Raw genomic sequence first — 23,705 nt, 5'->3', positions numbered from 1 at the left:
CTTTATGTCGTCATGGAAAGTGAGGGCGGTGTGGTGGCCAATAAGGCCAGGCCCGGCCTACTGAATGAAGTAGATAGTGATGAACAGCCCAATCCACACAACGTCAACGAAGTGCCAGTAGTAAGACACCACGATGGACGCTGTCGCCTGGGCGGGAGTGAACTTGGCTTTGTAGGTACGCAAGAGCACGATCCCGAAGGCCAGGATCCCGGCGAAAACGTGGACAGCGTGGAAGCCGGTCGTGATGTAGAAACACGAACCGTACACACTGTGTTGGATCGTTGTTCCGTCAAGGACGAGGTGCGTGTATTCGTTGACCTGACCAGCCAAGAACACGAGTCCCATAACGGCAGAAAGGGCGTACCAGCGGCGAAGGGCGAAAACATCACCTCGCTCTGCCGCGAACACGCCCCACTGCGCCGTAAACGACGACGCAACCAGGATGATCGTAAAGAACAAAGCCAGGGGCACGTTCAATTCGACATCCGCCGGGGGCCAATCTCCGCCGGAATTTGCGCGCGACACAAAGTACATCGCGAACAGACCAGCGAAGAACATCAATTCCTGAGACAGGAACACAACAGTTCCGACACTGACCATGTTGGGTCGGTTCAGTGTCGCAACACGCTGTGGTGCTGCCATACCTGAGTTTCCTACTGCGCTCGTCACGCATGTAATTATGACTGACAGCCCCCTCCAAGGTCACTTTTATACTTCGGCAAGTATCGGGAACTCTTAAAATCCCAGTTCAGAACCATGATGAAATTAGGGGGGAACCCTTATTGGGGGTAACGGGAACTTTAACCCGCTTATTACCGACGGCCCCTTTTGCGGACACCTGTCTCATGGTGCAGTTCAACCAAAACCGACGGAGACAACCGTCGGAGATAACCCCTTTGGAGACGACGCCCTCGGAGAAACAGCGCTCCGGTATCGTCATAGAAAACGTATTAAACATATCAGTACACGAGCATGGAGCACACATGACGACGAATTGGGTTGACCTTCTCAACCACATAGCCGACGGGCGCGATCTGCCTCCCGATGAAGTCTCAGCCGCGATGCACTCCATCATGAGCGGTGAAGCATCGCCCGCGAAGATCGCTAGCTTTATCTACGGAATCAGGGTGAAGGGAATCACCCCGACAGAGCTCGAGGCGGCCGCGTCGACAATGCTGGACTTTGCCCAGCCGGTTAAATTACCGCCCTCCCCCAATGATGATCGTGGGCCTGCTGTCGACATTGTCGGTACCGGCGGGGATGGAGCCCACACGGTCAACGTTTCGACGATGGCGTCGCTTCTGATTGCCTCGATGGGTATCGACGTAATCAAGCACGGAAATCGCGCGGCGTCGTCGCGGTCTGGCGGAGCAGACATGTTGGAAGCTCTCGGCCTCCCGATTGACCTCTCCCCCGACGATGTGACACACATGCTGAGCCACCACCACTTTGCCTTCATTTTTGCGCGCACCTACCACCCAGCAATGAAGTATGCGGCACCGGTGCGCTCGGATATCAAGGTGCCTACGCTGTTTAACCTTCTCGGCCCCATGACGAACCCAGCCCGGCCGACCGCGGGCCTAATCGGGTGTGCGTTCCCGGAGATGACCTCCGTCATGGCAGATGCGTTCGCGCGGCGCGGTGACACGGTGCTCGTCGTTCACGGGCAAGACGGATTAGATGAGTTTTCCGTCTCCGGACCCACCGACGTGTACGTCACACACGACGGTGGCGCAGAACGCTACGAGTTTGATCCTCGCGATTATGGATTCTCCTACTACCCGGTGAGCGCAATCCGGGGTGGCGACGCGGACACCAACGCTCGTGTGGCTCGTCAATTGTTCTCACTTGACCCCGTTGCCGATACGCCGACAACCCCGCTCCCTTGCGATATGAGCGCTGTAGAAAACGCCGTGCTTTTCAGCGCTGCTGGGGCACTAGTTTCCGCACAAGGGGGCGACAAGGAATCATTCCGCGATGCCATGGGTCATGCACTCGACCGTGCCAAGGCGGCATTACATGATGAGGGAACTAAGGATCGTATCCAGCACCTCGTTTCAGAGAAACGCCCTTAGCAGAGCACTCCACACGCAACGACGGCTAGCTCGGGGCTAGCCGCACCGTCTGAAACAGCAAAAAGCACCCGTGCCAGGAAGGACGCACGGGCGCTTTTTGTGGATGGAAATTAGCTGCGGGGCGCTAACCCCACTGAGTACGGACTAGTGCTTTTCCACTGGTGTTCCGTACTGCAGGTTCAGTTTGACTGTTGCCCAGACGGTGATCACGGCACCGATGCCGATCATCCAGTAGGCCAGGAAGACCACGCCATAGCCGAGCACTGCGATGCCGCAGGTCATGGCGAAGGGCCAGATAGAGTTCGGGCTGAAGAAACCGAATTCTCCGGAGCCATCAACCTGCTCTGCTTCCTCCCAGTCCATCGGCAGAACATCCGAGTGGCGTTCTGTGATGTGCAGGTACACGCCGAGCATCAGCGTCATCAAGGCACCGAGCAATAGTCCGGCCGATCCTGCCCATTCGATACCGCTGATGTAGCCGTTATCGTTGATGAACTTAGTGGCCAAGACGTAGATCACAGTCATGATCACAAGAAAGACTGTGATCGCGTAAAACAGTCGCGATGAGGATTTCATAACGGTGTACTCCTAGTTCTATGACTGCTCGGCTTGGTTGTTGTCGACGTAGTTGTCGTTCGCTTCGCGCGTATCCTCACGCCCAGGCAGGAACGGGTGGGTTGAGGTTGCGTACGGTTGCTCGCCGATCGCCTTCAATGCGTCTGCATTCGACGCGCTCGGGTTGTCTTTACGGAAGTTCATGTAGTCACGGAACTTATCCGGGCTGACAACGCGGATCTCGAAGTTCATCATGGCGTGGTACGTACCGCACATCTCGGCACAACGTCCGACAAACGCACCTTCCTTGTCGATCTTCTCGATTTGGAACTTGCGGTTGGACTTGTTCGCTTCGGGGTGCGGGAAAGCATCACGCTTGAACAAGAACTCGGGAACCCAGAAAGAGTGAATGACGTCAGCTGACGCAAGGTCGAACTGAATAGCTGTCTGAGATGGCAAGACCAAGACAGGAACCTCGTCAGTAGTTCCCACGGTCTCGATCTTGTCAAAGTTCAGGTAGGACAGATCGCTCTTTGAATTGCCATGAATCGGGTTCGATGCGCCCTCCTCACCACGGCTGCTGCTTTCGATCTTCTTCGTGCCATCAGCAGCGGCCTGAGCGGAATCGTCTCTACCCTCGTAGGTGTTTCCACCCATCAAGGAGCCATCGACCTCGTTATAACCAAATTTCCAGTTCCACTGGAACGCGGTGACATCGACCTTAACCTTCGGGTCTTTATCCATCGCTGTGACCTTATCTTCGGTCTGCACAGTGAAGAAGAAGATGACCATCACGATGATGATCGGGACTGTGGTCAAAACAAGTTCAAGCGGGATGTTGTACTGCGTCTGCCGCGGGAACTCTTTTTCGCCCTTTTTCTCTTTCCGCTTCGCACGGAATGCGAAGGACGAGTAGAACATCAAGCCCCACATGATGATGCCCACGATCCAAGCTGCTACCCAGATCCACACCCAGAAGTTCCCAATTTCCTTGGCTTCAGGGGTGATGCCGTCGGGTACGCCGAATCGCAGGAGCTTAAAGAAGCCGTTATCGGGCGGCGCTACGCTACATCCGGACAGCAAGTAGCCACCGGCTGCCAAAATGCCGGCTAGTCCTAGCTTGCGCGACCAATTGCGCATTTTTCGCTGTTCCACGTGTGTTTGCCTTCCTGATCCACACCAGGTTGAAAAAACGCTGGGATTCATTCCTCTTTTAGCTAGGGTAATCCATAAAGAGGAATAAACCATCATGGATGGGCGTCAAGAGTTCCCACCAGACTGGAAAAAGCTGCCGGTTTTACCCCCGGGACTGGCCGACGTCGGCAAGCATTGAATCGTAGCTTTGTTCCCTACCGATCGTCGTTAACGATTTACGCTGGTATTTTCCTGTCAGAATTGTCAGCATCCTCACAGCTTTCCTGTCGCGTGCGTTACATCGTTAGAAAAATGTTATTCGCATCACAATTCCCCTACATTGGGTAAGCCCTCTGTCCACTGGATGAACAAATACAGGGCCGTCGCCGAAGCAGCTCGCACTTTCCCGCTCCACACGACTAGAGTCGAGGAGAATTCCGTCGCTAACACTGTCTGCCCAGAAGAAGTCACATAACGGACTGTTCGGATCGGACTGCTCAGCATTGTGCGGATATATAAAAGGTATAGAACAGAAAGGCCTTATTGAATGTGCGGTTTGCTCGGACTCATCGCCGCTAGCGGAAATGCGGAGGATTTTGTTCAAGCCACTGGTTCATCACTGACCTGTATGCGTCACCGTGGCCCGGATGAGGATGGCACCTGGAATGACGCCGACGTGGTCTACGGATTCAATCGGCTCTCCATCATTGACCTCGCACATTCCCATCAGCCTTTACAGTGGGGTCCGGAAGACCAGCCCAACCGGTACGCGCTGACCTTCAACGGCGAAATCTACAACTACAAAGAGCTGCGCTCCGAACTGAAGGACAAGGGATATACCTTTGCTACTGACGGGGACAGCGAAACGATCGTCGTCGGTTATCACCACTGGGGACGGGACGTGGTTCACCATCTTCGTGGAATGTTTGCGTTTGCTGTGTGGGACTCGGTCGACAAGACGATGTACCTCGCTCGTGACCAGTTCGGCATCAAACCCCTCTACTGGGCAACTACCGACAGAGGCACACTCTTTGCCTCTGAGAAGAAATGCCTGCTCTCCATGGCCGACAAAGCCGACATCGATCTCTCGCTGGATAAGCGCGCAATCGAGCATTACATGGACTTGCAGTATGTCCCCGAACCTGAGTCCCTGCACACCGGGATTCGCCGCCTGGAGTCCGGTTGCTGCGCGACAGTGAAGCCCGGTGAAAAGCCGGAGGTACATCGCTGGTTTACTCCTCGCTTCCCCGAAACATCGGTGAACAAGGAAAATATCGATTCCGAGATTTCAAAGATCGAGCATGCCCTCGAGGATTCCGTTGCTAAGCACATGCGTGCCGACGTCACCGTCGGATCCTTCCTGTCTGGGGGAATCGACTCGACGGCCATTGCGGCACTCGCGAAACGCCACAACCCGAACTTGCTGACCTTCACCACCGGTTTCGAACGCGAGGGGTATTCGGAAGTCGACGTTGCCGCGGAATCCGCGGAAGCGATCGGCGTCGAGCACATCGTGAAGGTGGTCTCCCCCGAGGAATTTGCCGAGGCGGTCCCCCGCATCATCTGGTATTTGGACGATCCGGTAGCAGACCCTGCCCTCGTCCCCCTGTATTTCGTCGCAGCGGAAGCCAGGAAGCACGTCAAAGTTGTCCTCTCCGGCGAGGGCGCCGACGAGCTCTTCGGTGGATACAACATCTACCATGAGCCACTTTCTCTTACCCCGTTCGAGAAGATCCCGTCATTCGCCAAGAAGGGTCTGCGAACCCTCGCGCAACGCCTACCCGACGGGGTGCGAGGCAAGTCATTGTTAGAGCGAGGTACCACTCCTCTTGAAGAGCGGTACTACGGTAACGCCCGGTCTTTCTCCTTCGACCAGCTCCGGCGCGTCATTCCGTGGGCCAAGAAAGAGTGGAACCATACGGATGTCACGACTCCGATTTACGAAAAGTCGCAGGGTTGGGATCCGGTAGCCAGGATGCAGCACCTTGACCTGTTCACCTGGTTGCGTGGCGACATCCTGGTCAAGGCTGACAAGATGACCATGGCGAATTCCCTCGAGCTCCGTGTGCCGTTCCTCGACAAAGAGGTCTTCAATGTCGCACAATCATTGCCGACGAGCATGAAGCTGACTCATGGCACATCGAAGTGGGCATTGCGCCAGGCGATGGAACGCATCGTTCCCCCGCACGTTCTTAACCGGCGGAAGCTTGGATTCCCTGTCCCGATCCGGCACTGGTTGGCTGGCGACGAGCTCTACGGCTGGGCAGAGGACATCATCACCTCATCGGAGGCTGGGGAGATTGTCGACCTCGGAGCCACCCGCTCCATGCTCGAAGAACACCGTTCTTCTATGACCAGCGGATCTGGCCCTGACCATTCCCGACGCCTGTGGACTGTGTTGGCATTCTTAATCTGGTACGGAATTTTCGTGGATAAGTCGATTACCCCGGATATCCCAGAGCCGACGTATCCGGTCGAGATGTAAAGCGGCGCCCGCTTACATATGCGAAAACGCCGGCCACAACTCATTGTGTGGTCGGCGTTAAGCATTAACTACGAGCAGACTGTTCAGCCTCGTATCAGTTGAACGAGTCTCCGCACGCACAGGACCCCTTAGCATTGGGGTTATCAATGGTGAAGCCCTGCTGTTCGATGGTGTCCGCGAAGTCGATCGTCGCGCCGGTCAAATATGGTGCACTCATGCGGTCAACAACCAGGTTCACGCCGTCATAGTCATCGACGAGATCACCATCTAAGGTCCGATCGTCGAAGAAGAGCTGGTAGCGCAGGCCAGCACAACCACCTGGCTGCACTGCGATGCGCAGGGCTAACTCGTCGTTTTGTTCTTGGCTCAGCAGAGACTTTGCCTTAGCTGCAGCGGCATCAGTCAAAATAACGCCAGTTGTCTTCTCCGGTGCAGTCATGCACTTCTCCTAACACCAAACAGGATGCTCTCTGAAGCTACCTCAAATGATTAGTGGACACTACCGTACTCCACATCACAGCAGAACGCACTGTACAGCTAAATTATTTCACAAGGCATAAGAACCCCCGGTAGTCGCGCACATCTGACACCTTGGGCACACCTACCCTCGCCTTATTCACAGGCTCGAACCCCTTTTCTTATATCCTTGATCGCGTGAAGATGCCATGGACAACGTCGAAAGAAAACCAGTCGAACGATGGCTCTGCGTCAGAATCATCGACGACGAAGTCATCGCGGTGGAACCGTAAGCGTAAAGGGTCAGTCAGTGTCACTGCCGGTGGTAGCAAGCCCGCCTCAACCAGCAGCAGTGCAGCAGACGGGAAGTCCTCCGATGGCGATAGCAGCGGTAGCCAGTCGCAGGATCGCTCCACCCCCAAGGGATATACGCCACCGAAAGGCCACGCGACACCTAAGCGCAATGACGTCGAACGCCAAAAGGGTGTGCGCAAAACGGCCTATAAGGCGCCTGAGACCGCTGCGGAAGCGCGTAAACAGCGCAAAGAGTTGAAGAACTCAATGAGCAAGGAAGAGTACAAGGCACTCAAGCGCAAGCAACGCGACGAACGCGCACGGGAACGCGAGCGGAACCGTGAACGCATGATGAGTGGCGATGAACGCTACCTCATGGACAGAGACCGCGGCCCCGAACGACGGTTGATCCGTGACTGGGTCGATTCCCGCCGTCTCTTTGCCAACACGTTCATGCCCATCGTGGTCGTGCTGCTTATTCTGATGTTTGTCACGACCGCGACCCGCAGTTATCTGCTCAATAATCTGCTCTCCATGGTGGGGATGATTCTGCTCATCCTGATCGTCCTCGACGGTGTTTTGTCGGGTCGTCGAGTGTCTCGTTTCGTCCGTGAACGTCACCCGGATACTGCTCTATCGACCTGGTCAATGGGCTTCTATGCCTTCTCCCGCGCGTCGATGATCCGACGGTTCCGTACCCCGCGCCCGCAGGTCAACATCGGCGATAGCATTTAACGCCCACTTATAAAACGCACGCACTGCATAGAATCGTAAGCACTGCCCAAGATGAAAACTTTGGTTCTTGGTGGAGCCCGGTCAGGTAAATCTGAGTGGGCGGAGCACCTGGTGACACCCCCAGACTCCGCGGCGTCTCCCGACGATGTCCATGTCACTTACGTCGCGACTGCACGGCCTTGGGGTTCCACTTTCGACGCCGACTTCGCTCGCCGGATCGAGCGCCATCGTGCACGCCGTCCATCTTGGTGGCACACCGAGGATTCACGCGATCTCGTCGACGTCCTCACTGAATCATCGGACCAGGCAGCCGCCCGTCAGACTACGATCCTTGTCGACGATCTTGGCACGTGGTTGACCCACGAACTTGCTGAGGTAGGCATGTGGGATGCGGAGTTCGGATCGGACGACTGGAACAAAGGATTACACGCCATCGGCGCCCGGCGCGACCGACTGATCACCGCTTTGCGTTGCGTTCCGGCACATGGCCCTAATCTTGTTGTTGTTAGCCCCGAGGTTGGAATGGGCATTGTCCCCAGTTATCCATCTGGCGGTGTCTTCCGGGACGAGCTCGGACGGCTCAATGCCGATGTTGCATCGGTATGCGATCGAGTTGTTCTAGTGATCGCTGGGTGTGCTCTCGACCTCCGGCCCTGAACAGTCCAATGGCAATGCTTAACACCGACAATAAGTAGAGAGAAGCAACAGTGAGCGATTCCTCTTTTCCCCTCATCTCTCCTCCCGACGAACACGTGTATGTACGGGCTCGCCAGCGGCAGGCAGAACTGACCAAACCGGCAGGCTCGCTGGGGCGATTAGAAGACTTGAGCTGCTGGATTGCCGCTTGCCAGGGGCAGTGTCCACCCACACCGCTTAACGCCGTCGCCACAGTGGTTTTCGCCGGCGATCACGGAATAGCCACCCACGGAGTCAGCGCTTATCCCACTGATGTGAGTGTGCAGATGGCGTCGAATATTGAGTCCGGGGGTGCAGCGGTGTCCGTTCTCGCGAAGCGGGCGGGCGCCTCGGTCCGCGTGATTGACGTCAGTCTGAATAGCGGTTCTGAAGCCGACACCCATATCCGTGACGGCAGTGGGTCGATTGACCGGGAAGACGCTATGACCCGCGATGAGTATCGACGCGCACTTCAGGTTGGGATCGATGCTGCTGATCGCGAGATTGACTCCGGGGTTGATCTGCTTATTGCCGGCGATTTAGGCATCGGAAATACGACGCCCGCCGCAGCGTTGATTGGCGCCCTAACCAACACCGAGCCCGTCGTCGTCGTTGGGCGTGGCACCGGAATTGATGACAACGGCTGGAAACGGAAAACTGCAGCGATTCGGGATGCGATGTATCGCGTCCACAACATTCACGACGAACCAGCCAGCGTTCTCCAATTCATTAGCTCGCCCGACATAACAGCGATGGTTGGCTTCCTTGCGCAGGCAGCTGTTCGCCGCACACCGGTCATTCTCGACGGGATCGTCGTGTGTGCAGCGGCCCTTTTCGCCGAAAAACTTGCGCCGGGCGCGAAGCAATGGTGGGTCGCCGGCCACCGGAGTGTTGAGCCCGCCCAGGAGATTGCGCTGCGCGAGCTGGAATTAACTCCGGTCGTTGATTTGGGGATGCGGCTCGGCGAGGGTTCGGGGGCAGTCGTTACGCTCATGATCGTCAACGCAGCCGTGGACATCATCCGCAACATGGCGACGTTCGACGAAGCCGGTGTGTCGACGGCCTCAGACGCTGAAACATCCCGCACTGGAGACTCCGGCGCTGAAGCCTCCCATGCCGAAGACCCCGGCACCGAAGAATAATGTCTGGTAAAGCAGGGTTTTCGAGTGAGCAGCCCGACAACCCCACCCACGGCCACGCTATCCCCGAAGGAATATCGACAGCATTTAGTTGGCTAACGGTGCTGCCTTTCCGTGGTTCCCGCGTATTCGACCGCACGACGGGCCGTCGGGCAATGCTGGCGATGCCGCTGGTAGGACTGTTCCACGGACTCGTCGCGGGGTGCGTGTTCACACTGACCTGGCTGCTCCAAGTGAACTTCGGGCACACCCTGGACCTCTGGGTCGTCGCATTCGGAATCGTCTCCTTGGGGGAATTCAGCACCCGGCTCATGCATATCGACGGTTTGAGCGACGTTGCCGACGCGCTCGGCAGCTACGCCCCACCGCCGAAAGCTCGGGGCATCCTTGCCGACACGAACGCGGGCCCGATGGGCGTTGCCGCGATCGTGTTTTCCGTGGCAGCCCAGATCATCGGTGTTCACGCCATCATGCAGGGGGCGGGATCAACGACTCTCAGCGACGTCGGCCACTTCCCCGCTTCTGACTTCCCTGTTTCCACCGTCATCGGACTTATTCTCGTGCCGACGGTCGCCCGGATCAGCGCTTTGATCCTCTGCACAGAGGGATACCGTCCAGCAAATCCCACGGGTTTCGGCGCGCTCGTCATCGGAACCGTACCGAAGCTCGGTGCAGCCGCATGGGTTACCGCAGCAGCCATCGCCGCATTCGTCGGCGGAGGAATCCTCTGGACGCTGATGACACTGGCAGTCATCGCATTGACGATACCGTGGGCACTTCATTGCAGCCGGCGGTTCGACGGCCTGGCCGGAGATTGCCTCGGGGCGACGATCGAAATCGCGACCGCAGCAACCGTCGTTCTCTTCAGCCTGACTGCCTAATCAGCCTGACCGTTTGATCAATATGCATCAAGCCCCGCTCACTCACACGTGGGCGGGGCTAACGCTTAAAACGCAAATCGGTTTTACTTCACCGGGTTTTTACTTCACCAGGGTGTAGCGCCAACCGTGGGAATCGTCGACGGAGCCGTGCTGGATCCCCGTCAAGGTTTCGCGCAGCTCCATCGAGATCGGACCTGCTTGTCCACCGTTGATAGTGAATTCCCCTTCATTGGACTTCACTGTTCCCACTGGGGTGATAACAGCGGCGGTACCGCAGGCGAACGCCTCGCTCATCTCTCCGGACTTCGCGGCTTCACGCCACTCGGCCGTCGAGATCTTCCGCTCCTCCACGGCCATTCCGCGATCTTCGGCCAGCTTCAGCAATGAGTCGCGGGTCACACCGGGCAGCAAGGAACCGGACAGTGCGGGAGTGACCAGCTTCGCGTCGTTTCCAGTGCCGTAGATAAAGGCAAGGTTCATTCCGCCCATTTCTTCGACATAGTTGCGCTCGATGGCGTCCAACCAGACAACCTGGTCGCAGCCCTTTTCCTCTGCTTGCGACTGGGCAGCCAAGGAGGCCGCGTAGTTACCCGCAAACTTTGCAGCTCCCGTACCGCCGGGGCAGGCACGGACGTAGTCCTCACACAGCCAAACTGTCACCGGTTTGATGCCGCCACTGAAGTACGACCCAGCCGGCGATGCGATCAAATAAAAACGGTACGTCGACGACGGGTGAACGCCCAGCCCCTTCTCGGTCGCGATCATAAACGGGCGCAGGTACAGCGCTGCTTCGCTTCCCGCTTCAGGAACCCAGTCTGCGTCGATCTCCACCAACTGATGGAGCGATTCCATAAATAATTCTTCCGGCAGTCCGGGCATTGCCAGCCGCTTGGCCGAATTCTGCATCCGTCGGCAATTCTGGTCTGGACGGAATGTGGCTATAGAACCATCTGGCTGACGGTATGCTTTGAGTCCCTCGAAGATCTCCTGACCATAGTGGAACAGCGTTGTTGCTGGATCCAGGGTGATCGGGCCGTAGGGGACGACGCGAGGATCATGCCATCCTTGCTCCCCGTCCCAGTCGATAATCACCATGTGGTCGGTAAAGTTCGCTCCGAAGCCTGGGTTCGCGAGCACCTTGGCGATGGCCTCGGGGGATGTCGGGTGTGGATTTTTTTCTACAGTGAAAGTCTTATCAGCCATGGTTCCTACTGTAGACCCTCCCCCATATCCAGGTAACTTTAGCCAGATTTTGACGGCCAAGGCGCGTCTGAGGAGAAGCCACGGTATTGTGGGAGCACGTAAAGTCATGCCGTAATCAGATCCTCATGACACGTTTCAACGATCAGCGTCACAGATCTGCGTTGACTTCTTAACTATCGCTTATTTTAGAGGAGACTTCCACCATGGCGTTCTCTGTTGAGATGCCCGAACTCGGCGAATCCGTCACCGAAGGCACGGTCACCACGTGGCTCAAACAAGTAGGTGACACCGTCGCTGTCGACGAACCACTTCTGGAGGTTTCGACCGACAAGGTCGACACCGAGATTCCTTCACCCGTTGCTGGTGTGTTGACAAAAATTATTGCCGACGAAGACGACACGGTCGAGGTCGGCGAGGTCATCGCAGAGATCGGTGAAGAGGGCGACGACACCAGCAGCGACGACAGTGGTGCGTCGGAGTCGTCCGATTCTGGCTCTGGTGATTCCGGCGCTGAGGAGAAGCGCTCTTCGGAGGGCGAGCAGTCGCAGAAGTCCTCTAGCTCCGGTTCGAGCGGTTCCGGTTCGGGTGAAGCTACCGACGTTGAAATGCCCGAGCTCGGCGAGTCCGTCACCGAAGGAACCATTACCCAGTGGCTCAAGAGCGTCGGCGACGAAGTTGAAGTCGACGAACCGCTGTTGGAGGTCTCCACCGACAAAGTCGACACCGAAATCCCCTCCCCTGTGGCCGGTACCCTCGTCGAGGTCCTTGCCGAGGAAGACGACACCGTCGACGTCGGATCCGTCATCGCCCGCATCGGCGACGCCAACGCCGCTTCCAGCAGCTCTGACGACAAGGCTGACAAGAAGTCTGAGGAAACCAAGCCTGAGGACAAGTCCGAGCCTGAGCCCTCTAAGAGCGAGAAGACTGATGAGGCCAAGGACACCTCGGACTCCGCCACCAGCTCCGAAACGGCATCGCCTAAGGCATCGTCCGCCAGCGCGCCCGATCGGGAGGAGCCCGCTACTCGCCCGTCGACCAAGGTCAACACGGGTGGCAAGCTCCCGTACGTGACCCCGCTGGTACGAAAGCTGGCGGAGAAGCACGGCGTTGATCTCACCACAGTTGAAGGCTCCGGAGTCGGTGGACGGATCCGCAAGCAGGACGTTCTTGCCGCCGCCGAGAAGGCGAAGGCCGCACCGGACACGTCGTCGACAAGCGGAAATGCAGACGAGAAGCCGGCGCAGGACGGTCCGCGTGCAGCATGGTCCACCAAGCGCGTCGATCCAAAGAAGGCAGAGTTGATCGGCACGACCCAAAAGGTCAACCGTATTCGCTCGCTGACCGCATCGAAGACGCTGGAATCCCTCCACTCGTCCGCGCAGTTAACGCAGGTCCACGAGGTCGATATGACCGACGTCGCTGCACTACGCAAGGCGTCGAAGCCAGCGTTCAAGGAGAAGTACGGCGTCAACCTCACCTACCTCCCCTTCTTCGCGAAGGCCGTTGTCGAAGCGCTCATTTCCCACCCGAATGTCAATGCATCCTACAACGCTGAGACCAAGGAAATGACCTACCACGACAAGGTCAACCTGGGAATCGCCGTCGATACGGAAGCTGGCCTGCTCTCACCGGTCATTCACAACGCTCAGGACATGACGTTGCCAGAACTGGCTGCAGCAATCGCCGACATCGCCGACCGGGCACGGACCAACAAGCTGAAGCCAAACGACCTCACCGGCGGCACCTTCACCATCACCAACATTGGTTCAGAAGGCGCACTGACAGACACCCCGATCCTGGTACCGCCACAGGCAGCCATGATGGGGACCGGCGCGATCGTGAAGCGGCCGTCCGTCGTCCCGACATCCGACGGTTCTGAAGCGATTGCCATCCGTCAGATGGTGCTGCTGCCTCTGACCTACGATCACCAGATCGTCGACGGTGCAGACGCAGGGCGGTTCATGACCACCGTTCGCGATCGCCTCGAGACAGCTAATTTCGAGGGTGATCTTGACCTCTAAATCCCGAATGCTGCGACACGCGGGTCCGCTCTAAATCTGCGCGACACCGTGTGACCAGCACGTCAGCGTCAACATGTGGCCGGCCTCATTTGGGGGCCGGCCACACGCGTACGATGAACCACATGGGTTATCAGCAAGGATCCATTCGAGCTGTTGACACCGACTACGACGTCGAATGGCTCGGACAAGTTGACTATATGGAGATGTGGCATCGGCAAGCCGAATACGCTCAACAACGGGCTGATGCGGCTGGCGCCACACGTGACGAACCCGACCGTGGCATCGACAAGTTGTTGTTCCTCGAACACCCCGCGACGTACACAGCGGGGAAACGGACACAACCGGAAGATCTCCCTGACAATGACGACACGCCGCTCATCCGTATTGACCGAGGTGGGCGCATCACGTGGCACGGACCGGGACAGCTGGTGGGATACCCAATCATTCGGTTAGCCCAACCCCTCGATGTCGTCGATTATGTACGGCGCCTGGAAGAAGCCCTCATCACCACGTGCCACACCCTGGGTGTGACCAGCGCTGGGCGCGTTGAAGGGCGGTCAGGGGTGTGGCTGCCCACCGACGTCGTCCGCGGAGAACTGCGTCCGGAGCGGAAAATAGCGGCCATAGGGTTACGAGTGACGCGCGGAGTTACCATGCACGGTTTCGCTCTCAATTGCGATAACTCGCTAGACCCCTTTAACCACATCGTCCCGTGTGGCATCAGTGACGCCGGGGTAACAACCCTGACAGAAGAACTCGGACGCGATATCCGCCCCCGTGACATCGTCGGTCTCGTACGGGACTCTCTTATCGCGGCGCTGGACGGAACACAACCGCTCACTACCAGCACAATTCCTGACGATGGACATAAGCGCATCAAAGTTCAGTAGGATGTGTACGACGACACACTCAAAAATAAGGTAGAAGACATGGCAGTTGCACCGAACGGACGACGACTTCTCCGCATCGAAGCACGGAACGCCCAAACCCCCATTGAAGCGAAACCGCGGTGGATCCGGACTACCGCAACCATGGGCCCCGAATTCCGCGACATGAAGAAACGCGTCAAAGGCGCTGGCCTTCACACCGTCTGCCAGGAAGCAGGATGCCCCAACATCCACGAGTGCTGGGAAGACCGTGAGGCCACCTTCCTCATTGGTGGCGATACCTGTTCCCGCCGTTGCGACTTCTGCGACATTAAATCTGGCCGTCCCGAGCCACTAGATGAGGACGAACCTCGTCGCGTCGCAGAAAATGTCCGTGAGATTGGGTTGCGCTACTCCACCATCACCGGGGTTACGCGTGATGATCTGCCCGACGAGGGTGCGTGGTTATACGCCGAGGTTGTCCGGCAAATCCACAAACTCAACCCCAACACCGGCGTCGAGAACCTTACCCCCGATTTTTCGGGTAAGCCCGATCTTCTTCAGACCGTGTTTGAGGCTCGGCCGGAAGTGTTTGCCCACAACTTGGAGACTGTGCCCCGCATTTTTAAGCGTATCCGCCCTGCGTTCCGTTATGAACGAAGCCTGGATGTCATCCGTCAGGCGCGTGATTTCGGCTTGGTCACCAAATCAAACTTGATCCTTGGGATGGGCGAAACGGTTGACGAGGTGAAATCCGCCATGCGTGACCTTCGCGATGCCGGTTGCGACATCTTGACGGTGACCCAGTACCTCCGCCCGTCGAACCTGCACCACCCCATCGAGAGGTGGGTGAAACCCGAAGAGTTCGTTATGTACCGCGATTATGGGCATGACCTTGGGTTTGCTGGTGTGATGGCTGGGCCGTTGGTGCGGTCCTCCTACCGTGCGGGCCGGCTGTATGCGCAGGCGATCAAGGCACGCGGCGAAGAGCTCCCCGCTAATCTACGGCACCTGGGCGAGGGCATCGACGATACTGCTTCTCAGGAAGCCTCCACCCTGCTGTCCAAGTACGGAGCCAGCCGCGAGACACCAGTTGGCGCTCGTTAACGCTCACTGATTCCACCGACCGGACATCCATCGCCTATCCTGAACGTATGGCGAAGAACGACCGCGCAAAGGAAGAAAAGAAGGCCCAGCGCTCCGCTAAACGGGCACAGCGTAAACAAACACGCAGCCAGATGTGGCAGGCTTTCAACATCCAGCGCAAGCAGGACAATAAGCTCATCCCCTACATGCTGCTGGCTCTCCTGCTGCCTGCTGTCCTACTTTTCCTGCTCGGTTTCGTGTGGGGCAACAAGTGGCTGTGGTTAATCATCGGCCTTATTCTCGGCGCCACTCTTGCGATGCTTGTTTTCAGCCGGCGATTGCAACGGTCGGTTTACGATCGCGCATCTGGACAAGCCGGTGCTGCCGGATGGGCGCTGGACAACATGCGTGACGGCGTCGGCATGAAATGGGTCACCAAACAGGGTGTCCAAGTCAACAACCACATGGATCTTGTTCACCGTGTTGTCGGCACACCCGGTGTTGTCCTCGTCGGTGAAGGAGAAAAACAGCGGATCAAGCCCATGATGGATAAGGAGCGCCGTCGCCTTGCCCGCATCGTCGGCGATACCCCCATCTACGAGGTGGTGTCAGGCGAGGGTGAGGACGAAGTCCCCATCAAGAAGCTGCAGCGCCACTTGATGAGGCTGCCTCGCAACATTAAGAAGCAAGAAGTGGACTCATTGGCCAGCCGAATCGAGTCCCTGGACAATGTCCGCGGCAACATGGGAATGCCGAAGGGCCCCATCCCGAACCAAGCCAAGGTGCAAAAGGGAATGAACCGCCGGGCGCGTCGGGCTGCACAGCGAAACAAGCACTAAGTGCTACGCCCTGATCACCACAGTCCCGGTTGCACGGTCATGCATGCCCCGTAGGTCTGAGTCGCAGATCGCTGCCGGGAGAATAAAGATCGTCAAGAGGGTGCGGACAACTGCGCGCCACAAGCCGACGCGGGCATCACGCTGATCTACTCGCGCAACCCCCATCCCGAGCATCAGCTGGCCCGGGGTGCGCGCGAAAAGCCAGACAGAGACGATCCCGACAACGACGTAAACGATGATGTTCGTCGTGGCAGCAAAATTGCCCCACACCAGTTCGGTTTGTTTTCCGTCGCTCGACGTGGGCCCCACGATGTAAAACAGGATTCCTGTGATGGCCATGGACACGAGCCAATCCAGGACCACTCCCCCGCACCGTCGCATAATCGACGCTTGCGACCCCGAGCCTGACTTTGTCAGCCCCAGTTTTTCACCTGGCCATCGAGACTGAACAAGCCCATCGTTTTCGCCGGGAATTTGTGGCCCTTCAAGCCAACTCGTGCGCTCTGATCGCTGATTGTTCTTCCGCTCGCGTGCCCGATCCTTTGCCATAGGACGCACTTTACCTGTCGCACATTCTCAACGGCACCTGGCTTGTCGTAAGTTCGCCGTTACCGGCACCCTCACTATCGCCCCCACTGTGCCAGCACCCCCACTTTTGTGGAGGAGAACACGTCTGTCCAGGACGTAACATTAACGAAACATATCTTTATCCCCAGAGCAACACCTTTACTTTAAAGTGGAAAGTAATGCTCGGTCACTTACAGATATTCCCGACCGACCGAGAGAAATCTGCGAGGAGTCACAGTGGCTTTCACTAATGCTGAAGATGTCACCACATACATCAAAGATAACGACGTCGAGTTCGTCGACATTCGCTTCACGGATGTCCCCGGCGTCGAGCAGCACTTCACCATTCCAGCCGATGCTTTCGATGAAGACGTCATCAACGAAGGACTCGCTTTCGATGGTTCATCCGTCCGAGGATTCACCACTATCGACGAATCCGACATGGCCCTCATGCCAGACCTGGCAACGGCCCAGCTAGATCCGTTCCGCAAAGCGAAGACGCTGAACATGAAGTTCTTCGTCCACGATCCGCTGACTGGCGAAGCCTTCTCCCGTGACCCACGTAACGTTGCCCGCAAGGCAGAAGAGTACCTCGCCTCCACCGGCATCGCTGACACCTGCTTCTTCGGCGCTGAAGCTGAATTCTATATCTTCGATTCCGTCCGGTACAGCACCGACATCAACAACGCTTTCTACGAAGTTGATTCCGTCGAGGGCTGGTGGAACCGAGGCGCGGAAGAAGAGCGTGACGGGTCCGAGAACCTCGGCTACAAGACCCGCATCAAGGGTGGCTACTTCCCCGTCGCTCCGTACGATCACTTCCAGGATCTCCGCGACGACATGTCCCGCAACCTGATCAACGCTGGTTTTGAGCTTGAGCGCGCTCACCACGAGGTCGGTACCGGTGGACAGCAGGAAATCAACTACAAGTTCAACACCCTGCTCCACGCTGCCGATGACCTGCAGACATTCAAGTACATCATCAAGAACACCGCATGGCAGGAAGGCAAGTCCGCCACCTTCATGGCGAAGCCCCTCGCCGGCGACAACGGTTCGGGCATGCACGCTCACCAGTCACTCTGGAAGGACGGCTCGCCGCTGTTCTACGACGAGGCCGGCTACGGCGGACTGTCCGACACCGCCCGCTACTACATCGGCGGCATCCTGAAGCACGCTGGCTCAGTGTTGGCATTCACCAACCCCACGCTGAACTCCTACCACCGCCTGGTTCCCGGCTTCGAGGCCCCCATCAACTTGGTGTACTCGCAGCGTAACCGCTCGGCAGCGATCCGTATTCCGATCTCCGGATCCAACCCGAAGGCAAAGCGCGTCGAATTCCGTGCACCGGACCCGACGGGTAACCCCTACTTCGGTTTCGCCGCGATGATGATGGCCGGCTTGGACGGCATCAAGAACCGCATCGAGCCGCACGCTCCGGTTGACAAAGACCTCTACGAGCTTCCGCCCGAGGAGGCCGCTGACATTCCTCAGGCTCCGACCAGCCTCGAGGCAGCTCTGGCCTCCCTGGAGAAGGACCACGACTTCCTCACCGAGGGCGACGTCTTCACCGAAGACCTGCTGGATACGTACCTCAAGTACAAGTTCGATAACGAGATCTCGCCGGTACGCTTGCGTCCGACCCCGCAAGAGTTCGAAATGTACTACGACTGCTAAACGGCCAGGGTACAGCCAGCTAGCAGCAGCTAGCACGCGAAAAACCCGTTGTCCTCGCATATCAACGAGGGCAACGGGTTTTCTATGTCTTCCAGGGGATCATCTAATCCCCAGCCGTGAGGCTAATTCGTCACATCAGACTTGGCTATGGACTCGCGAATGAAGCCCTTCACCGCGTTAGCGTCATTCGGCAGATCAGCTACATGCCGGCCACCCTGCATGATGTCAGCAAAGCGCTCTGGCGTTTCCGGCTCCTCACCTAAAGCCTCCCGCATCGTGTCAGCAAACTTCACCGGTAACGCTGTCTCCAGGCAGACAATCGGCGTGTGGACCGCCTCTCTCTGCTGCCACGCCACGGTCACGCCATCAGCGGTGTGCGGGTCAATATCGACGCCATACTCATCATGCACGCGTTTGATCGTCGCTAAGCGGTCAGCATGGGTCGACTTCCCGGAGCGGAAACCAAATTTATCCGCCACCGATGGGAAAGCCGAGTCATCTGAGAGATCAAAACCGCCCTCACGAACTCTCTTGCCGAACAGGTCCGCGGTGCAGGCAACGTCGCGCCCCAGAACGTCGAAAATAAATCGCTCGAAGTTGGACGCACGAGAAATATCCATCGAGGGGCTCGACGTCGCTAAAGTCTCACGCGCGGACCGCACACGGTAACTACCCGTGCGGAAGAACTCATCCAAAACATCGTTTTCATTTGTTGCGACAATGAGTTGGTCGATGGGCAGCCCCATGCTCCGCGCGATATGCCCGGCACAAATGTCCCCGAAATTGCCGGTAGGCACGCAGAAGCTGACTTTGCTCTCATTCGACTCGGTGGCGCGAATCCAACAGGCCACATAGTAGACAACCTGCGCCATGAGCCTGGCCCAGTTAATCGAATTAACGGCTCCGATATGGAATTCGGCCTTGAAATCAGCATCTGATGAAATCTCTTTCACCACATCCTGGCAATCGTCGAATACACCATCTAAAGCAATGTTAAAGATGTTGGGATCATCCAAGCTAAACATTTGCGCTTGCTGGAATGGCGTCATCCGCCCACGCGGAGTCAACATAAACACACGAATTCCACGACGACCACGCATCGCATATTCCGCCGACGAACCTGTATCACCCGAGGTCGCGCCAACAATATTCAAAGTGCTGGAGCGTCGCGATAATTCATATTCAAACAGCTCACCCAAAAGCTGCATGGCCATGTCCTTAAACGCGGCAGTTGGGCCTTCAGACAAATGGCCGATGAACAGGCCGTCCTCCAGCTCACTGACCGGCACAATATCCGGGTCCGCGAACCGAGGGACTTGATAAGCCCGCTGAGTCATCTGCTCGATATCCTCACGCGGAATATCGTCGACAAAATAGGAAATAATTTCCGCAGCTAAGGATGGGTACCCCTGGTCGTTAAGAAGTGACCGGAATCGGGATAAATCGGATGAATTCCACTGCGGGTAGGACTCGGGGACATAAAGGCCCCCATCAGGTGCAAGACCGCGGAGCAGAATATCGGAAAACGCCACAGGCGACTGGTGTGGATCACGGGTGGAGATGTATTTCACCCGATCCAGCCTAGCCGACTGTGGCGTTAAACCATGCCCCGATGCAGATTCATCGGGAAATTAAACGAAATGTAGCCAATTTCGTGACTAGCCAATTCCCTTAAATCCGGAAGGACGAGGAATATTACGCAGGTTGGAGTTCGCGATGTTAATCATCTTGCCGACCCCACCGTCGAGCACAGTGCGAACAGCAGCCTTGGTGAAGCCGCTCACCTGCTCCAGGGAGATGTCCGGCGGGATCGACAGCGCGTTCGGATCGGTCTGGACATCAATCAACACTGGGCCTGGGTGAGCCAGCGCCTCTTGGAGTGTCGAGCGGACGTCCTTCGGGTCCTCCACACGGTAGGACTTGATTCCCACCGCGCGAGCAATGTCAGCGTAATTGAACTTCGCGTGGTCGGTTCCGAAATCGGGGATACCCTGGACCATCATCTCGAGCTTGACCATGCCCAGCGTGGAGTTGTTGAAGACCACCATCTTGATGGGCAGTTGGTGAAGCTTCACCGTCAACAGCTCACCCATCAGCATGGAGAGCCCACCATCACCGGACATCGAAATGACCTGGCGCTTACGATCCGCAGCCTGTGCGCCGATCGCCTGTGGCAAGGCGTTCGCCATCGTTCCGTGGCGGTACGACGCCAGCAGCCGACGGTTCGGGCCGGCCATGATGTAGCGTGCGTGCCACACGTTGCACATACCGGTGTCGGCAGTGAAGATGGCATCGTCGTCGGCCAAGTCGTCCAGGTTGTACGCCAGGAATTCGGGGTGAATCGGCGTGTGCTTGGACACGTTCTTGGTGTACGCAGAAATGACGTGCTTCAGGTTCCGCTGCTGCTTCTTCAGCATGGAATCGAGGAAGCTGCGGTCGGTCTTTTCCTTCAACAGCGGGAGCAGCTCCGCCATGGTGGACTTCACGTCGCCAACAACCGGGTACTCGACATGGGTGCGTCGACCAATGTGAGCACCGTTAATGTCAATCTGCGCGGTGGGCGTCGTCGGCAAGAAGTCGGTGTAGGGGAAGTCGGTACCGACCAAGATCAGAAGGTCAGCATTGTCGAATGCTGCAGTACATGCACCGTAACCAAGGAGGCCGGACATGCCGACGTCATACGGGTTGTCGTAGTGCAGAACTTCCTTGCCGGCATACGAGTGCCCGACAGGCGACTTAATCTTCTCCGCGACGGCGAACAGCTCATCGCGAGCACCGGCACAACCGATACCGCCGAACATCGTCACCTTGTCAGCCTTGTTGATGGCATCGGCAAGGTCGCGGAGCTGCTTCCGGCTGGGGTGCACTTCCCCGTTCTGAACCGAGAAATTACCTTCCAGCGACGGGGTCTCCACAGCCTCCTGCATGGAGATGTCACCGGGGAAGGACACCACGGACACACCGTGGCCAGCCAACGTCGACTGGATAGCAGCGTGAATACAGCGACCCGCCTGAGCAGCTGAGTTCACCAATTCGCAGTACCCAGAGCATTCTTCGAAAAGCTTCTCAGGGTGCGTCTCCTGGAAGAAACCGGAACCGATTTCCTTCGACGGGATCTGGCTAGCAAGGGCCAAGACCTTCCCACCGTTGCGGTGAGCGTCGTACAGCCCCTGAATCATGTGTGTGTTACCCGGACCACACGATCCAGCACACACGGAGAGCTCACCGGTAACAACAGAGTGAGCACCGGCCGCGAAAGCAGCAGACTCCTCGTTATAGCAGTGAACCCACTCAATCGAACTTTGCCGGATAGCGTCAACAATCGGGTTAAGACTGTCGCCCACCAAGCCGAACACTCTGCTAACGCCCTGCTTTTCTAGGGCATCTACTAGCTGTTCTGCGACATTACGTGCCATTAATTACCTTCCTAAGGTTCTTAACACTTTCTGAGGTACCACAAGCTTGAGGTCTCCAAGGATCTCCACAGGTCTCCATGGAGGATGCATCAAAAGATCAGCCCGGGTAAACCGTTCGCGATACTGTGTCTACTCCCCTTGCCACATAGAGAGCAACGCGCTTCACCGCGCGTACACACCGCTATTTATGATACATCAACTAACAAAGGTGCATTTTACCTATCTACCTGCGCGAATAACATTCAATTGAGACCTACCTAACATGGCTATATTCAATGTGACTTTCACCGAGAGGCATCGCGCGGACCCTAGCCCAGACTTACACAGCGAACGCCACCTACTACACCGTATGATGACAACATGTCCGATTCTTCCGCGATCTGGCTGAGCCCGCAGCAACAACACGTCTGGCGATCGTTCTTACGATTTCATGATGAACTCAACACGGTGATCGCCCGACAACTCCATAACGAGGGCGATCTGTCCCTCGCAGATTTTGAGGTCCTCGTCAATTTAAGCGAAGCCCCCGACGGGGAACTCCGCGTCACACTTCTGGCCGACCGTATGCTGTGGGAGCGCAGCCGACTGTCACATCAGGTCAGCAGGATGCAGAAACGTGGTCTCGTTATTCGTAACGACGATCCCCACGACGGTCGCGCTTCTGTCGTCTCTGTCACCGATAAGGGCCGAAAAGCTATTGAACACGTCGCTCCCGGTCACGTCGACACGGTGCGCAGGAACCTTTTCGCGCAATTAGAGGATGGCGACGTCGACTATCTCTCGGGTGTTTTCGATCGGCTCCTGAACGTTATCCACACCAACAATCCCGAGATACCCACGTGTGCATGCCCGCCAGCGGAGACTACGCGGACTTAGCCTTTGCGGGATAGCTCCCGGTCACGGAGTTGTTTTTCGGTCAACAATTCATACTTGTCGGGCACGCGGGAGACGCGGACAGCTTTGAATGTCCACAGTTTGTTGACCACAAAGTTCACGGGCATGGCCACAAAAATACCGATCAGGTTGGCCCAATACAGTTGGTTTCGGAGCCCGGTGGAGCTGTCGAAAATTCGGGGAGAAAGTTCCAGCGGGGACGTCGGGTTCATCAGTAGGGTCATCACGATTTGCGAGACCACCCAGCTCAGCAGGCCGACAGCGAAGAAGGCCAGGAATTCACGGAGCCAGCGGCCGTGGCCATGAGACTTGAACGTCCACCAGCGGTTGATTTGGAAGTTCCAGGTGTTTGCCACGACGAACGCGATGGTTGCGAAAATGTGGTACCAGCGCAGGTGGAAGCGGGTTCCTAGAAGGTTGAGCACGGTGTCATGTGGTGTGACATCAAACCCCCAGCCGAAGAGCTTGTTCGCGATCACCAAAGCCACCATGTTCACGATGACTCCCGAGCCGCCGACCAGCCCAAACTTGATGAACTGGATAAGTGTGTTCCCGTACCGGGAAATCACGATCGATGATCGCTCGCCCACATTAACTCCGTACTATTTTGTCACTCATGTCCTGCATGCGCCGGCCAGGCCCGGCCAGACATGGATACTCTAACGAATCCGCGACACCTGTCGACAACTCCACGCCGTGACATTTATCGC

21 protein-coding genes are annotated in these 23,705 nt (G+C 57.1%); 12 read left to right on the top strand and 9 right to left on the bottom strand.

Translation table 11 applies throughout. The features are described from left to right. Positions 1–57 precede the first annotated feature (57 nt). Positions 58–669: an aa3-type cytochrome oxidase subunit III gene (gene ctaE, locus JMN36_RS06620; protein WP_041628783.1), complete on the bottom strand. Its 612-nt coding sequence runs from the start codon at positions 667–669 to the stop codon at positions 58–60. 314 nt (positions 670–983) lie between these two features. Here ctaE and trpD point away from each other — a divergent pair, with 314 nt between their 5' ends. Next, positions 984–2,075 carry an anthranilate phosphoribosyltransferase gene (gene trpD, locus JMN36_RS06615; RefSeq protein WP_204088316.1) on the top strand — a complete coding sequence of 364 codons (1,092 nt, stop codon included), beginning with the start codon at positions 984–986 and terminating at the stop codon, positions 2,073–2,075. 144 nt (positions 2,076–2,219) lie between these two features. Here the strand turns inward: trpD and ctaF are convergent, their stop codons facing one another. Both ctaF and ctaC read right to left on the bottom strand, forming a co-directional pair. Further along, positions 2,220–2,651 carry an aa3-type cytochrome oxidase subunit IV gene (gene ctaF / locus JMN36_RS06610; RefSeq protein ID WP_012731357.1) on the bottom strand — a complete coding sequence of 144 codons (432 nt, stop codon included), beginning with the start codon at positions 2,649–2,651 and terminating at the stop codon, positions 2,220–2,222. Positions 2,652–2,669: 18 nt separating this feature from the next. After that, entirely contained in the window at positions 2,670–3,785 is a 1,116-nt protein-coding gene (ctaC, locus tag JMN36_RS06605) for an aa3-type cytochrome oxidase subunit II (protein WP_204088315.1), read from the bottom strand. 526 nt (positions 3,786–4,311) lie between these two features. Between ctaC and asnB the strand changes: the two genes are divergently transcribed. After that, positions 4,312–6,249, top strand: coding sequence for an asparagine synthase (glutamine-hydrolyzing) (gene asnB / locus JMN36_RS06600; RefSeq protein ID WP_221924053.1), 1,938 nt, complete (start codon positions 4,312–4,314; stop codon positions 6,247–6,249). Positions 6,250–6,343: 94 nt separating this feature from the next. Here asnB and erpA read toward each other — a convergent pair whose 3' ends face one another. Next, positions 6,344–6,688, bottom strand: coding sequence for an iron-sulfur cluster insertion protein ErpA (gene erpA / locus JMN36_RS06595; protein WP_012731354.1), 345 nt, complete (start codon positions 6,686–6,688; stop codon positions 6,344–6,346). A gap of 221 nt (positions 6,689–6,909) precedes the next feature. Between erpA and JMN36_RS06590 the strand changes: the two genes are divergently transcribed. From JMN36_RS06590 to JMN36_RS06575, 4 genes are read left to right on the top strand one after another with little or no spacing between them, the layout of a single operon-like run. Next, positions 6,910–7,734 (top strand): DUF3043 domain-containing protein, encoded by an 825-nt coding sequence (locus tag JMN36_RS06590; protein WP_204088668.1) that lies wholly within the window; start codon positions 6,910–6,912, stop codon positions 7,732–7,734. 51 nt (positions 7,735–7,785) lie between these two features. After that, a complete protein-coding gene (locus JMN36_RS06585; RefSeq protein WP_221924052.1) occupies positions 7,786–8,391 on the top strand; it encodes a bifunctional adenosylcobinamide kinase/adenosylcobinamide-phosphate guanylyltransferase in 606 nt (201 codons plus the stop codon). Positions 8,392–8,441: 50 nt separating this feature from the next. Further along, entirely contained in the window at positions 8,442–9,551 is a 1,110-nt protein-coding gene (cobT, locus tag JMN36_RS06580; protein ID WP_221924051.1) for a nicotinate-nucleotide--dimethylbenzimidazole phosphoribosyltransferase, read from the top strand. Continuing rightward, entirely contained in the window at positions 9,551–10,429 is an 879-nt protein-coding gene (locus JMN36_RS06575) for an adenosylcobinamide-GDP ribazoletransferase (RefSeq protein ID WP_221924050.1), read from the top strand. Before cobT ends, JMN36_RS06575 begins: the two co-directional genes overlap by 1 nt. A gap of 99 nt (positions 10,430–10,528) precedes the next feature. On the opposite strand, the gene JMN36_RS06570 is transcribed toward JMN36_RS06575, so the two are convergent. Further along, positions 10,529–11,632, bottom strand: a complete 1,104-nt coding sequence (locus tag JMN36_RS06570) for a branched-chain amino acid aminotransferase (RefSeq protein ID WP_046203027.1) — start codon at positions 11,630–11,632, stop codon at positions 10,529–10,531. 203 nt (positions 11,633–11,835) lie between these two features. Between JMN36_RS06570 and sucB the strand changes: the two genes are divergently transcribed. The 4 genes from sucB to JMN36_RS06550 all read left to right on the top strand — a co-directional run bounded on the left by sucB (position 11,836) and on the right by JMN36_RS06550 (position 16,444). Then, a complete protein-coding gene (sucB, locus tag JMN36_RS06565) occupies positions 11,836–13,653 on the top strand; it encodes a 2-oxoglutarate dehydrogenase, E2 component, dihydrolipoamide succinyltransferase (protein WP_221924049.1) in 1,818 nt (605 codons plus the stop codon). A 122-nt stretch (positions 13,654–13,775) separates the two neighbouring features. After that, positions 13,776–14,543 carry a lipoyl(octanoyl) transferase LipB gene (gene lipB, locus JMN36_RS06560; protein WP_046203029.1) on the top strand — a complete coding sequence of 256 codons (768 nt, stop codon included), beginning with the start codon at positions 13,776–13,778 and terminating at the stop codon, positions 14,541–14,543. Between the two features lie 39 nt (positions 14,544–14,582). After that, positions 14,583–15,626, top strand: a complete 1,044-nt coding sequence (lipA, locus tag JMN36_RS06555; protein WP_221924048.1) for a lipoyl synthase — start codon at positions 14,583–14,585, stop codon at positions 15,624–15,626. A 47-nt stretch (positions 15,627–15,673) separates the two neighbouring features. After that, positions 15,674–16,444 (top strand): DUF4191 domain-containing protein, encoded by a 771-nt coding sequence (locus JMN36_RS06550; RefSeq protein WP_046203031.1) that lies wholly within the window; start codon positions 15,674–15,676, stop codon positions 16,442–16,444. A gap of 3 nt (positions 16,445–16,447) precedes the next feature. Here JMN36_RS06550 and JMN36_RS06545 read toward each other — a convergent pair whose 3' ends face one another. Then, positions 16,448–16,993 carry an RDD family protein gene (locus JMN36_RS06545; RefSeq protein WP_221924047.1) on the bottom strand — a complete coding sequence of 182 codons (546 nt, stop codon included), beginning with the start codon at positions 16,991–16,993 and terminating at the stop codon, positions 16,448–16,450. 255 nt (positions 16,994–17,248) lie between these two features. Here JMN36_RS06545 and glnA point away from each other — a divergent pair, with 255 nt between their 5' ends. Next, a complete protein-coding gene (glnA, locus tag JMN36_RS06540; protein ID WP_046203033.1) occupies positions 17,249–18,685 on the top strand; it encodes a type I glutamate--ammonia ligase in 1,437 nt (478 codons plus the stop codon). A gap of 122 nt (positions 18,686–18,807) precedes the next feature. Here glnA and thrC read toward each other — a convergent pair whose 3' ends face one another. Both thrC and JMN36_RS06530 read right to left on the bottom strand, forming a co-directional pair. Next, positions 18,808–20,256 (bottom strand): threonine synthase, encoded by a 1,449-nt coding sequence (thrC, locus tag JMN36_RS06535; RefSeq protein WP_221924046.1) that lies wholly within the window; start codon positions 20,254–20,256, stop codon positions 18,808–18,810. Between the two features lie 87 nt (positions 20,257–20,343). Further along, positions 20,344–22,101, bottom strand: a complete 1,758-nt coding sequence (locus tag JMN36_RS06530; protein ID WP_012731341.1) for a pyruvate dehydrogenase — start codon at positions 22,099–22,101, stop codon at positions 20,344–20,346. 360 nt (positions 22,102–22,461) lie between these two features. On the opposite strand from JMN36_RS06530, the gene JMN36_RS06525 reads away from it, so the two are divergent. Beyond that, entirely contained in the window at positions 22,462–22,977 is a 516-nt protein-coding gene (locus tag JMN36_RS06525) for a MarR family winged helix-turn-helix transcriptional regulator (protein WP_221924045.1), read from the top strand. On the opposite strand, the gene JMN36_RS06520 is transcribed toward JMN36_RS06525, so the two are convergent. Beyond that, complete coding sequence (locus JMN36_RS06520) at positions 22,974–23,585, bottom strand: GtrA family protein (RefSeq protein WP_046203035.1); 612 nt, start codon at positions 23,583–23,585, stop codon at positions 22,974–22,976. The two genes, JMN36_RS06525 and JMN36_RS06520, sit on opposite strands and share 4 nt — an antisense overlap. Positions 23,586–23,705 lie beyond the last annotated feature (120 nt).

The sequence above is a fragment of the Corynebacterium pseudokroppenstedtii genome, from assembly GCF_019754945.1.
Taxonomy (GTDB): Bacteria; Actinomycetota; Actinomycetes; order Mycobacteriales; family Mycobacteriaceae; genus Corynebacterium; species Corynebacterium pseudokroppenstedtii.
This window is presented reverse-complemented; position numbering and strand designations above follow the sequence as displayed.